The sequence below is a fragment of the Pseudomonas sp. F220 genome, from assembly GCF_057813935.1.
Genome location: NZ_JBVASJ010000009.1, coordinates 66,414 through 79,181, shown reverse-complemented (window position 1 = coordinate 79,181; position 12,768 = coordinate 66,414). Strand labels below are relative to the sequence as shown.

Annotated in this window: 11 protein-coding genes; 3 read left to right on the top strand and 8 right to left on the bottom strand. The window is 60.2% G+C overall.

Annotation, left to right across the window (positions count from 1 at the left end; translation table 11 throughout):
* Positions 1-80: 80 nt before the first annotated feature.
* From gnd to ACZYSM_RS10955, 3 genes are read left to right on the top strand one after another with little or no spacing between them, the layout of a single operon-like run.
* Positions 81-1,085 carry a phosphogluconate dehydrogenase (NAD(+)-dependent, decarboxylating) gene (gnd, locus tag ACZYSM_RS10965; RefSeq protein WP_489071599.1) on the top strand — a complete coding sequence of 335 codons (1,005 nt, stop codon included), beginning with the start codon at positions 81-83 and terminating at the stop codon, positions 1,083-1,085.
* Positions 1,082-2,602, top strand: a complete 1,521-nt coding sequence (zwf, locus tag ACZYSM_RS10960; RefSeq protein WP_489071514.1) for a glucose-6-phosphate dehydrogenase — start codon at positions 1,082-1,084, stop codon at positions 2,600-2,602. Before gnd ends, zwf begins: the two co-directional genes overlap by 4 nt.
* Positions 2,599-3,420, top strand: coding sequence for an HAD family hydrolase (locus tag ACZYSM_RS10955; protein ID WP_489071513.1), 822 nt, complete (start codon positions 2,599-2,601; stop codon positions 3,418-3,420). Before zwf ends, ACZYSM_RS10955 begins: the two co-directional genes overlap by 4 nt.
* Before the next feature lie 73 nt (positions 3,421-3,493).
* Here the strand turns inward: ACZYSM_RS10955 and nhaB are convergent, their stop codons facing one another.
* The 8 genes from nhaB to paaK form a co-directional block, all read right to left on the bottom strand.
* The gene (nhaB, locus tag ACZYSM_RS10950; protein WP_489071512.1) at positions 3,494-4,996 is read right to left on the bottom strand and encodes a sodium/proton antiporter NhaB; all 1,503 of its coding nucleotides are present in this window, start codon (positions 4,994-4,996) and stop codon (positions 3,494-3,496) included.
* Between the two features lie 129 nt (positions 4,997-5,125).
* Complete coding sequence (gene paaZ / locus ACZYSM_RS10945; RefSeq protein WP_489071511.1) at positions 5,126-7,180, bottom strand: phenylacetic acid degradation bifunctional protein PaaZ; 2,055 nt, start codon at positions 7,178-7,180, stop codon at positions 5,126-5,128.
* A 298-nt stretch (positions 7,181-7,478) separates the two neighbouring features.
* The gene (gene paaE / locus ACZYSM_RS10940; RefSeq protein WP_489071510.1) at positions 7,479-8,555 is read right to left on the bottom strand and encodes a 1,2-phenylacetyl-CoA epoxidase subunit PaaE; all 1,077 of its coding nucleotides are present in this window, start codon (positions 8,553-8,555) and stop codon (positions 7,479-7,481) included.
* 32 nt (positions 8,556-8,587) lie between these two features.
* Entirely contained in the window at positions 8,588-9,121 is a 534-nt protein-coding gene (gene paaD, locus ACZYSM_RS10935) for a 1,2-phenylacetyl-CoA epoxidase subunit PaaD (protein ID WP_489071509.1), read from the bottom strand.
* Positions 9,108-9,869 (bottom strand): 1,2-phenylacetyl-CoA epoxidase subunit PaaC, encoded by a 762-nt coding sequence (gene paaC, locus ACZYSM_RS10930; RefSeq protein ID WP_489071508.1) that lies wholly within the window; start codon positions 9,867-9,869, stop codon positions 9,108-9,110. Before paaC ends, paaD begins: the two co-directional genes overlap by 14 nt.
* Positions 9,870-9,877: 8 nt before the next feature.
* Complete coding sequence (gene paaB / locus ACZYSM_RS10925; RefSeq protein WP_489071507.1) at positions 9,878-10,159, bottom strand: 1,2-phenylacetyl-CoA epoxidase subunit PaaB; 282 nt, start codon at positions 10,157-10,159, stop codon at positions 9,878-9,880.
* A gap of 95 nt (positions 10,160-10,254) precedes the next feature.
* Positions 10,255-11,244 carry a 1,2-phenylacetyl-CoA epoxidase subunit PaaA gene (paaA, locus tag ACZYSM_RS10920; protein WP_489071506.1) on the bottom strand — a complete coding sequence of 330 codons (990 nt, stop codon included), beginning with the start codon at positions 11,242-11,244 and terminating at the stop codon, positions 10,255-10,257.
* Between the two features lie 174 nt (positions 11,245-11,418).
* The gene (gene paaK, locus ACZYSM_RS10915) at positions 11,419-12,744 is read right to left on the bottom strand and encodes a phenylacetate--CoA ligase PaaK (RefSeq protein ID WP_489071505.1); all 1,326 of its coding nucleotides are present in this window, start codon (positions 12,742-12,744) and stop codon (positions 11,419-11,421) included.
* Positions 12,745-12,768 lie beyond the last annotated feature (24 nt).

Genomic DNA, 12,768 nt, shown 5'->3' with positions numbered 1-12,768 from the left:
CGCTTGAGGGGAAACTATGTCCGGACGCTCTGGACTAACCCTCATTAGCCTCATTGCGCTATAACCTTTGACACACATTTATTTGTAGTAAGGAGCATCAGCACATGCAATTGGGGATTATCGGACTGGGCCGCATGGGCGGCAATATTGCGCGGCGCCTGATGCTCAATGGGCATTCCACCGTGGTTTACGACCGCAACGCCGCGTTTGTCACCACCTTGAGCGAAGAGGGCGCAACCGGTGTTGCGGACTTGCCGGCACTGGTCGCGGGCCTGGAGAAACCACGAGCGGTCTGGGTAATGCTTCCGGCCGGTGAGCCGACCGAAGAAACCATCGACACCTTGAGCCAATTGCTCGATGCCGGCGATGTGATCATCGACGGCGGCAACACCTTCTATAAGGACGACATCCGTCGCGCTCGCACGCTGTCGGAAAAAGGCCTGCACTACATCGACGTCGGCACCTCCGGCGGCGTCTGGGGCCTTGAGCGCGGTTACTGCATGATGATCGGCGGCGATACCGAGGTGGTCAAACGCCTCGACCCGCTGTTCGACAGCCTGGCGCCGGGCCTGGGCAATATCCCCCGGACCAAGGATCGGGTGGCCGAGGATGATCGCGCCGAACGCGGTTACATTCACGCCGGCCCAGCAGGTTCGGGGCACTTCGTGAAAATGATTCACAACGGCATCGAATACGGAATGATGCAGGCGTTTGCCGAAGGTTTCGACATTCTCAAAACCAAAGCCTCGGAGAACCTGCCGGAAGATCAACGCTTTGATCTGAACGTGGCCGACATCGCCGAAGTCTGGCGCCGTGGCAGCGTGGTTTCCTCCTGGCTGCTGGACCTGACCGCCGACGCCCTGGCCAGCGATCCGAAACTCGACGGGTATTCGGGCGCAGTCGCTGACAGCGGTGAAGGGCGCTGGACTATCGAGGCGGCCATGGAGCAATCGGTGCCGGTCCCGGTGTTGTCCAACTCGTTGTTCGCGCGCTTTCGCTCCCGCCAGCAAAGCACCTATGGCGACAAACTGTTGTCAGCCATGCGTTTCGGCTTTGGCGGCCATGTCGAGACCCCCAAAAAATGACCTCGCGCCGGAAAAAAAACAAGGCAGAACCCGCACCGCCGACCACGCTGTTCCTGTTCGGCGCCCATGGTGATCTGGTCAAGCGTCTGCTGATGCCAGCGCTGTACAACCTCAGTCGTGACGGTTTGCTAAGCGATGGCCTGAGTATCGTCGGCGTCGATCACAACGCAATCAGCGATATCGACTTCGCCAAGAAGCTCGAAGACTTTATTCGTACCGAGGCGGCCAACAAGGTTGGCAAAGGTGAGGATGCCCTGGACCCGGCGTTGTGGGCCAAGCTGGCCAGCGGCATCAGCTATGTTCAGGGTGACTTCCTCGACGACAGCACCTACGAGGCGCTGGCGGCGAAAATCGCCGCCAGCGGCACCGGTAACGTCGTGTTTTACCTGGCGACCGCACCGCGCTTTTTCAGCGAAGTGGTGCGTCGCCTTGGAGCATCCGGTCTGCTCGTAGAAACCCCGGAGGCCTTTCGCCGGGTGGTGATCGAAAAGCCTTTCGGCTCCGACCTGCACACTGCCGAAGCGTTGAACGTTTGCCTGCTCAAGGTCATGACGGAGAAGCAGATCTACCGGATCGACCATTACCTGGGTAAGGAAACGGTTCAGAACATCCTCGTCAGCCGGTTTTCCAACAGCCTGTTTGAGGCCTTCTGGAACAACCATTACATCGATCATGTGCAAATCACCGCGGCGGAAACTGTCGGGGTCGAGACGCGCGGCAGCTTCTACGAACACACCGGTGCGCTGCGGGACATGGTGCCCAATCACCTGTTCCAGTTGTTGGCGATGGTCGCAATGGAACCACCGGCCGCTTTCGGCGCCGATGCGGTGCGTGGGGAAAAGGCCAAAGTTGTCGGGGCGATCCGCCCCTGGTCCACCGAAGAGGCGCGGGCGAACTCGGTGCGCGGCCAGTACGCGGCGGGCGAACTCGGCGGCAAGCCGCTGCCCGGTTACCGCGATGAACCGAATGTGGCACCCGACAGCAGCACCGAAACCTATGTCGCGCTCAAGGTCATGATCGACAACTGGCGCTGGGTCGGTGTGCCGTTCTACCTGCGCACCGGCAAGCGCATGAGTGTGCGTGACACGGAAATCGCCATCTGTTTCAAACCCGCGCCGTACGCGCAGTTTCGCGATACCGAAGTGAATGAACTGCAACCGACCTATCTGAGGATTCAGATCCAGCCCAACGAAGGCATGTGGTTTGACTTGCTGGCCAAGCGCCCTGGGCCGGCGCTGGCTATGGCCAACATCGAGCTGGGATTCGCCTACAAGGACTTCTTCGAGATGCAGCCGTCCACCGGCTACGAGACCTTGATCTACGACTGCCTGACCGGCGACCAGACGTTGTTCCAGCGCGCTGACAATATCGAAAATGGCTGGCGCGCCGTGCAACCGTTCCTTGATGCCTGGAAAGAGGACTCCACCGTTCAGACTTACCCGGCAGGCGAAGATGGCCCGGCGACAGCTGAGGAACTTCTGGCCCGTGACGGTCGCGTCTGGCACAGCCTGGGATGAGTAGCCAAACGCGTCATCCCATCCAGTTTTTGCTCAGTGACATGGACGGCACTTTGTTGCGTCCCGACCACAGCCTCAGTCAGCGTACGATTGAGGCCGTGCAGGCGTTACGTGAGGCCGGGGTTTTCTTCAGCCTGGCGACCGGCCGACCGCCCAGGGCCATGCTGCAGCAGATCGAAGCCTTGGGCGTCGATCTGCCGACGGCGGCATTTAATGGAGGAACCATCGTTCATCCGGACGGTAGTTTTCTGGTCGCCCATTACCTTCCGCGGGATGCAGCAATCGCCACGCTTGCGTTATTCAGTGGGCAACCGGAGGTGGAGGTCTGGGTGTTTTCCGGAGGTGACTGGCTGCTGCACGATCCTCATGGGCCAATGGTGCCCCGAGAACAGCACGGCCTGGGCTATCCGCCGGTGGTGGTCGAGAGCTTTGAGCCGTATCTGGATCGCATCGACAAGATCGTCGCCGCCAGTCACAACGCTCAGTTACTGGTTGAGCTGGAGGCGCAGTTGCAACCCAGGGTCGACGGTGAGGCACAGGTCTCGCGCTCACAACCGGTTTATCTGGACGTGACCGCGATGCAGGCGAACAAGGGCGAGGCATTGGCGACGCTGGCCGGGTTTTTGGGAGTGCCGCTTGAGTACACGGCTGCTATCGGCGACGGCGGCAACGACCCGGCGATGTTTCATCGCGCCGGGTTGTCGATTGCCATGGGGCAGGCGGAGGAAGTGGTGAAGCGTCAGGCTGATCTGGTGACTGGCAGCAATATCGAAGATGGCGCGGCAGAGGCCATCGAGCGGTATATTTTGCCGCGTTGAAGCTGGGTGATTACCCGTAGCAGCTGCCGAAGGCTGCGCCAGCTGCTACAAGGGGTCCAATTCGCTCTTCGGCTTACAACCAATAACTCACCGCATACCACCCCAACACACCCATTACCACCGTATACGGCAACGCCATCCACACCATCCTTCCGTACGACAAGCGAATCAATGGCGCAATCGCCGACGTCAGCAGAAACAAGAACGCCGCTTGCCCATTCGGCGTTGCCACGCTCGGCAGGTTGGTGCCGGTATTGATGGCGATCGCCAGGGTCTCGAAGTGTTCGCGGCTCATATGGCCGGAAATGAACGCCTGCTTCACTTCAGTGATGTAAATCGTCGCCACGAACACGTTATCGCTGATGGCCGACAACAGGCCGTTGGCGATAAACAGCATGCCTGGTTGTTGTTCTGGCGGCAGGGCCAGCACCCACTGAATCAATGGCGTGAACAGCTGTTGATCGTGAATCACCGCGACCACGGCGAAAAACACCACCAACAACGCAGTAAATGGCATTGCGTCCTTGAAGGCGTTGCCGATGCGATGCTCTTCGGTGATGCCGGTGAACGAGGTAATCAGTACGATCACCATCAAGCCTATCAGGCCGACCTCGGCGATGTGAAATGCCAGCCCGGCGATCAGAATCAGCGCCGCCAGGCCCTGAACCAGTAGCGCCGCGCGCTGACGGGAGGTGCGTTCGGCGTTGTCTTCAGCGGCATAGTTGGCCAGTACCGCGCGCACGTTGTCCGGTAGCAAGGTGCCGTAACCGAACCAACGCAACTGCTCCAGCAGCACGCAGGTCACCAGACCTGCCACCAGCACCGGCAGCGATACCGGGGCGATTTTCAGGAAGAACTCGGAGAAGTGCCAGCCCATCTCATGGCCGATCAGCAGGTTCTGCGGTTCGCCCACCAGCGTGCAGACACCGCCCAGGGCCGTGCCCACCGCACCATGCATCAGCAGGCTGCGCAGGAAAGAGCGAAATTGTTCGAGGTCTTCGTGGTGCAGCTTCGGCAGGTGTTGGTCGTCGCTGAATTCACTGTCCTGGCGTGGGTCATTGCCCGAGGCCACGCGGTGATAGACCGAGTAAAACCCTACTGCAGCACTAATGATCACAGCCGTCACCGTCAAGGCATCGAGAAACGCTGACAGAAAGGCCGAAAGGAAACAGAACATCAAGCTCAGCAACGCCTTGGAGCGAACCCCCAGCAGCAAGCGCGAGAACAGAAACAGCAGCAGGTCTTTCATGAAATAGATGCCCGCCACCATGAACATCAGCAGCAGGATCACCGGGAAGTTGTGCAGCAGTTCGTCATACAGTGCCTGAGGCGTCGTCATGCGCAGCAGCAGGGCTTCGACCATCAGCAGCCCGCCGGGCATCAACGGGTAGCACTTGAGCGCCATGGCCAGGGTGAAAATGAACTCCGCCACCAGCAGCCAGCCGGCAGCCACCGGGCCGACGGTCCAGAGCACCAGCGGATTGAGGATCAGGAACGCAACAATACTTGCCTTGTACCAGCGTGGCGAATGCCCGAGAAAATTGTGCGCGAACGCCTGGGCCATTGAACCGGACATCGGCAGCTCCTTGTATTGAGAAGCGCGCAAGTTGCCGTAAGCGAAAGGGAAGATCAAGTGTGGGAAAAAGTCTTGAGGCCCGAGGATCGTTCCCACGCGGTGTGGACGTGGGAACGGTCTGTGGCGTGGTTACTCCTCCCGCTTCACCACCAAGGTCAAAATGTCATAACTGGCCACCAGCTCTCCCAGCTGATTGGTCACTTCCACATCCCAGGCCACCACGCCTTGCGGAATGCCTTGGGGGCTCTTTTTGCCCTGGTCGATTTTGCGTTTGCAGGTCAGGCGGGCCTGGATGGTGTCGCCGATGCCCACCGGATTGATGAAGCGCAAAGTGTCGAGGCCGTAGTTGGCCAGCACTGGGCCGGGCGCTGGCGAGACGAACAGACCGGCTGCCGCCGACAGCACGAAGTAACCGTGGGCGATGCGCTTGCCGAACTGCGATTCCTTTGCCGCGATGTCATCGAAGTGCATATAGAAGTGGTCGCCAGACAGGCAACCGAAGTTCACCAGATCAGCCTCGGTCACAGTACGACGATGAGTCAGCAATGATTCGCCGATCTGCAAATCCTGGAAGAACCGACGGAACGGGTGCACTTCGGTTTCGATGACCTTGGCGCCACGCACGTATTCTCCGGTGACCGCTGCCAACATGGTTGGCGAGCCTTGCACTGCCGCGCGTTGCAGGTAGTGCTTCACGGCGCGTAAACCGCCGAGTTCCTCACCACCACCGGCACGACCCGGGCCACCGTGCTTGAGCTGTGGCAGGGGTGAACCGTGGCCGGTGGATTCAGCAGCGGATTCGCGGTCGAGTACCAACAAGCGCCCGTGCCAGGCGGCGGCCACCGGAATGGCTTTGGCGGCGATCTGTGGGTCTTTGGTGATCAAGCTCGCCACCAGGCTGCCTTTGCCGCGAGCGGCCAGGGCCAGCGCTTCATCGAGGTCGTTGTAGGCCATCAGGGTACTGACCGGACCGAACGCTTCGATATCGTGCGCGCCACCTTCGGCGTGCGGGTCACGGGCCAGCAGCAGGGTCGGCGCAAAGAATGCACCCTGGCTGACGTTTTCACCGCGAGGCTCGAAGCCGTCGCGGGCACCGAACAACAGGTCGCTGCTCTGCAACAGACTTTCCAAACGTTCAGCGACGTCTTTTTGCTGATCGTGGGAGGCCAATGCCCCCATGCGCACGCCTTCCACTGACGGGTCGCCGACCACGACTTTCGCCAGCCGATCCCGCAGGCGGGTCGCGACTGCATCGATGTGCCTGGCCGGGACAATCGCACGGCGAATGGCGGTGCATTTCTGCCCGGCCTTGGTGGTCATTTCCCGGGCGACTTCCTTGATGAACAGCTCGAACTCTTCGTCGTCGGGGGGGACGTCTGGGGCGAGGATCGCGCAGTTCAGCGAGTCTGCTTCGGCGTTGAACGGCACCGAGTTGCGAATCAGGTTCGGATTGACTCGCAGTTTGGCGGCGGTGTCGGCCGAGCCGGTGAAGGTCACCACGTCCTGGCCTTGCAGGCGATCCAACAGATCACCGGTGCTGCCGATGATCAGTTGCAGACTGCCTGCGGGCAGCAAACCGGATTCGTCCATCAAGCGCACCACCGCCTCGGTCAGATAGCTGGTAGCACTGGCCGGTTTGACAATGCACGGCATGCCGGCGAGAAAGCTCGGCGCGAATTTTTCCAACATGCCCCAGATCGGGAAGTTGAAGGCGTTGATGTGCACCGCCACTCCGCCACGGGGCACCAGAATGTGCGTGCCGGCGAAGCTGCCCAGCTTGCTCAACGACATGGCCGGACCTTCGTGAACGATGTTGCCCGACGGCAGTTCACGGGAGCCGAGACTGGCGTAGGTGAACAGCGTGCTGTTGCCGCCTTCGATATCGATCCAGCTGTCGGCGCGGGTGGCGCCGCTGTGGTGGGAGATCGCGTAGAGTTGCTCCTTGCGTTCGCTCAGGTACAAGGCCAGTGCCTTGAGACGCTGGGCGCGCTGCTGGAAGTCCAGCGCCATCAGCGTACTGACGCCTTGGCGACGGCCATGCTCGATGGCCTCGGCGAAGTCCGGACGCTCTTCGTGAGTGCGCGCAATCTCGTGGCCGTCAATGGCGCTGCGCAGCACTTGAGCACCGTGTTGACCGATCCAGCGACCGGCGATGAAACTTTGCAGGGTAGGGGCGTGAGGCATCACGATTCCTCCGGGTTATGAAGTGTGCCGGCGCGGCGGTACCGCGCCGATCAGGGGTTACCAAAGCGCCAGGGTGTAGCCGAGGATCAGCCGGTTTTCATCGACGGCGTCATGGGCGGTTCTCTTTTGTTGTTTTTGTTGTGGGGTCAAGCGTGTTTACGGGTGCCCTATGTAGGAGCGAGCTTGCTCGCGATGGACTCAAGAGCGGCGCGTTTACTCAGAAAACACGCGTTATCGTTAACGTCCATCGCGAGCAAGCTCGCTCCTACAGGCATTAGGGTTTGCCCGCGAATGCGGTTCAAAGCTGATCAAAATCCAGCACTACCTTGTCGCTGACCGGAAACGCCTGGCACGACAGCACATACCCGGCAGCCACTTCGTAATCTTCCAGGGCGTGGTTGCTGTCCATTTCCACTTCGCCTTCGATGACCTTGCATTTGCAGGTCGAGCAAACGCCGGCCTTGCACGAGTAGGGCAGTTCAGCGCCTTGGGCATTGCCGGCATCGAGGATGCTTTGGCTGTTGCGCGGTAAGTCGAAGGCCAGGGCGCGGCCATCGCTGATGACGGTGATCTGGCTGACGGCCGCATCGACCTGCTGAGCCGCTTCACGCGCCTCACGTTTTTGCTGGCTGCCGACGGCGGCGAACAGTTCGAAATGGATACGGTCAGCGGGCATGCCTTTGGCTTTCAGGCTGTCGCGCACGGTTTCGGTCATGTCCTGCGGGCCGCAGATAAACGCGGCGTCCAGGGCTTTGACGTCGAGCCAGCGAGAGAACAGTTGCTCGCATTTCTCGGCGTTGATCCGACCGTTATAAAGGTCGACATCCTGCTGTTCGCGGCTGAACACGAAAATCAGGTTCAAACGCTGCAAGTAGCGGTTTTTCAGGTCTTCCAGCTGCTCGCGAAACAACGCACCCGAGCTTGAACGGTTGCCATACAGCAACGTGACGCGGCTGTGCGGCTCGTTTTCCAGGGTGGTTTTGATGATCGACAGGATCGGCGTGATCCCGCTGCCGGCCGCGACCGCCAGGTAATTGCCATGGCGGGTCGGGTCGAGTTCAACGTGAAAGTGCCCGGTCGGCGGCATCACTTCCAGGCGGTGCCCGGCCTTCAATTGTTCATTGGCAAACGCTGAAAAACGCCCGCCGGCCACACGCTTGATAGCTATGCGCAATTCACCGTCGTTGACCCCGGTGCAGATCGAGTAGGAGCGTCGGACTTCTTCGCCATCCAGTTGGGTGCGCATCACCAGATGCTGGCCCTGGGTGAAATGAAAGCTGTCTTGCAGGTGCTGCGGAATCTCGAAGGCGATGGACACCGCGTCACGGGTCTCATTGCGCACATCCTTGATGGTCAGGCTGTGGAATTTACTCATTATTGTTCTCCAGCATGGACGGCGATGGCCGCTCAGATGCACTTGAAATAGTCGAACGGTTCCAGGCAATCACGGCAGCGGTACAGCGCCTTGCACGCGGTGGAACCAAACTCGCTGAGCACTTCGGTATGAGCGCTGCCACATTGTGGGCAGAGGATGCTGGCGCTTTCACCGAGTAGGCTGCGTTTGCTGGTGCTGCCGTTGGGCGGAGCGATGCCGTAGGCGCGCAGGCGCTCGCGACCGCTGTTGGTGATCCAGTCGGTGGTCCAGGCTGGGGTCAATTTGCGCTCCAATTTCGGCGCCTTGAAACCGGCGAGTTCCAGCGCTTCGCGGATATCGCTTTCGATCACTTCAGTGGCCGGGCAGCCGGAGTAGGTCGGCGTGACCACCACATGCAGATGCCCGGCCTGCCAATCGAGATCGCGAACAATGCCTAGATCGACCACGCTGACCACCGGCACTTCCGGGTCCATGACCCGCGCCAGGGTTGCCCAGGCCGCATCCAGGTCGCTGGCCTGGCCCGGGCGAGCGCCGCGGTCGCTGCTAATCAGCTCACCAGGTCGCATCGGGGTACGCTCGGGGGAGTGATTGCATCTCGGCCAGCAGAATGCCCAGATGTTCGGTGTGCAGTCCGCGGCGGGAATTCAGGTAGAAATAGCTTGGCGCGGTTGGCAACGGCAGGGTGGCGCTGGCAAATATCTCGGTGACTTTGGCTTGCCAGGCCGCCGCTACTTGGGCCGCGTTCGGAGTGATGCCTGCGGCGCACAGGCGTTGTTCACTGTCATCAGTGGTTACCAGTTCGAGGGTGAAACGCCAGATCTCCGGGATGGCTGCGAGCATGCGTTTATGGCTTTCCTCGGTACCGTCACCCAGGCGTTCGACCCACTCGCTGGAGCGGCGCAGGTGATAGGTCACTTCCTTCACCGCTTTGGCGGCGATCCCCTGGATGCGCGAGTCGCTGGACTGGCTCAGGCCGCTGAGCACCTGCAAGTGCCAGGCGTCGTAAAGGAATTGTTTGAGGATGGTCACCGCGTAATCGCCGTTGGGTTGTTCCACCAGCAGCAGATTGCGATAGGCCCGCTCGTCGCGGCGGAACGCCAGGTGGTCGGCGTCGCGGCCGTCATCCAGCAGCTCGGCGGCATACTCCAGCCAGTTGCGGGCCTGGCCCACCAGGTCGAGACCAACGTTCATCAGCGCCAGTTCTTCTTCCAGCGCCGGGGCATGGCCGCACCATTGGCACAGGCGCTGACCCTGGATCAGGGCGCTGTCACCCAGACGCAGCAAGTATTCGATCAGATCAGTCTTGTTGTTCATGGTCAGCCTCACATGTGCCCGACTTCGGCCGGCAGCTCGTAGAAGCTGGCGTGGCGATAAACCTTGTCGTCCGCCGGGTCGAACAGCGGGTCTTTTTCATCCGGCGAGGAGGCGGTGATCAGTGCCGAAGGCACCACCCACAGGCTCACGCCTTCGCTGCGACGGGTGTAGAGCTCGCGAGCGTTCTCGATAGCCATGGCGGTATCGGCGGCATGCACGCTGCCGACATGCTTGTGGTTGAGGCCGTGCTTGCTGCGCACGAAGACTTCGAAGAGGGTCCATTCGGACATGGCGGTGACTCCAGATCGGTACGCGTTGAGACGCAAGGGCTGAGGATCAACAGATCCCAGCCTGCGGCAGCTCCTGCGTGGGTACGGGGTTAGCCTCAGGCGGCGTTTTTGTTTTGCTTTTTGCGGGCATGGGCGACCGCGGCCTCACGGACCCAGGCGCCGTCCTCAATGGCTTTGCGGCGGGTGGCAACGCGCTCCTGGTTGCACGGGCCATTGCCCTTGAGCACTTCATAGAATTCGTTCCACTGGATCTCGCCAAAGTCGTAGTGGCCGCGTTCGGCGTTCCACTTAAGGTCCGGATCCGGTGCGGTGCAGCCCAGCAGTTCCAGTTGCGGGATGGTCTGGTCGACGAAACGCTGACGCAGTTCATCGTTGCTTTGGCGCTTGATTTTCCAGGCCATGGATTGAGCGCTGTTGGGCGAATGTTCATCGCTGGGGCCGAACATCATCAGCGACGGCCACCACAAGCGGTTGATCGCATCCTGGACCATGTCTTTTTGCGCCTGATTGCCGTGGCGCATCATGGTCAAAAGGATTTCGTAGCCTTGGCGCTGGTGGAAGCTCTCTTCCTTGCAGATCCGCACCATGGCCCGGGAGTAGGGGCCATAGGAGGTGCGCTGCAACACCACCTGATTGACGATTGCGGCGCCATCCACCAGCCAGCCCACTGCGCCCATGTCAGCCCAGTTCAGCGTCGGGTAGTTGAAGATGCTCGAGTACTTGGCGCGGCCGCTGTGCAGCTTGGCGATTTCCTCGTCGCGGTCGGCGCCGAGGGTTTCCATGGCGCTGTACAGGTACAGGCCGTGGCCGGCTTCGTCCTGAATCTTGGCCATCAACTGCAGCTTGCGTTTGAGCGATGGGGCACGGGTGACCCAGTTGCCTTCGGGCAGCATGCCGACGATTTCCGAGTGAGCATGCTGGGAGATCTGCCGAATGAGGGTCTGACGGTAGGCATCAGGCATCCAGTTCTTGGCTTCGATCTTGATTTCCGAATCGATTTTTTCCTGAAAGGCGCGTTCCTGTTCGGACATCTCGTCCAGGGACTTGATGTGCTTCACCCCGGTTTCTACAAGCTGTGCGTACATACGATGTCTCCGCCATGAATGGGTTCTTGGTCATGGAGTTATTTATAAGCGATACAGAAATTAATATCAAACACAAAAAACAGTGTCGTATGTGTTTTTGTATCGTTTTGCGCTGGACGGCTTTTTCTGTGGGCAAAAAAAAGCCCCGCCGTAGCGGGGCTGAAAGAGGGTTGGTCAGGCTTTTGGGCGATTGTCGACTACGTGGCAGGCTTTGCCTTCGGAGCGTTTGATCGAGAAGGCTGGCTGCAAAACGATACGCGAACTGATGCCGATGTAGGTCTTGATGTGGCGGCTTAACTCGGCGCAGACAGCCTTTTGCTGTTCGTCGGCCAAGTGTTGATGTTCGGCCTTGAGTTCCACATGCACGTCGACGCTGTCCAGGTTGCCATTGCGGTACAGGTGGATCTCGTAGGACTCGGACAGCTGTTTGACCTTCAGCACCTGCTCCTCGATCTGCGTTGGAAACACATTGACCCCGCGAATGATCAGCATGTCATCGCTGCGCCCGGTGATCTTGTCGATGCGGCGCATCGGTCGTGCCGTGCCGGGCAGCAGGCGGGTAAGGTCGCGGGTGCGATAACGGATCATCGGCAAGGCTTCTTTGCTCAGTGAGGTGAACACCAGTTCGCCCATTTGCCCATCCGGCAGGACTTCTCCGGTGATCGGGTCGATGATTTCCGGGTAGAAGTGGTCTTCCCAGATGGTCGGGCCATCCTTGGTCTCGGCGCACTCCATGGCGACGCCGGGGCCCATGATTTCCGAAAGCCCATAGATATCCAGGGCGGTGATGCCCAAGCGCTGCTCGATGGCGCTGCGCAGTTCGGCGGTCCAGGGCTCGGCGCCGAAGATACCCAGGCGCAAGGCCAGTTTGTGTGGGTCGATGCCCTGGCGCTCGATTTCATCGGCGATGTTGAGCATGTAAGACGGCGTGACCATGATGATGTCCGGCTGGAAATCCTTGATCAGTTGCACTTGTTTTTCGGTCTGGCCGCCGGACATCGGAATGACTGTGCAGCCCAAACGTTCGGCGCCGTAGTGGGCGCCGAGGCCACCGGTGAACAGGCCGTAGCCGTAGGAAATATGCACTTTGTCGCCACGTCGACCGCCGCCCGCGCGGATCGAGCGCGCAACCACGTTGGCCCAGGTGTCGATGTCGTTCTGGGTGTAACCCACCACCGTCGGCTTGCCGGTGGTGCCGCTGGAGGCATGCAGGCGTACGACGTCATGCATCGGCACGGCGAACATGCCATAGGGGTAGTTGTCACGCAGGTCGGATTTGGTGGTGAACGGGAATTTCGCCAGATCGTCCAGGGACTTGATGTCGTCCGGGTGCACGCCCAGTGCATCGAAGCGCTCACGGTACAGCGGTACGTTCTGGTAAGCGTGGTTCAGGCTCCAGCGCAGGCGTTCCAGCTGGTGCTGGCGCAGTTCGTCGATGCTGGCGGTTTCCATCGGGTCCAGCACTGGATCAAGCACGGCTTTGGCAATTGGCATGTTCATGACTTCACTCGAATTGTTTTTGTG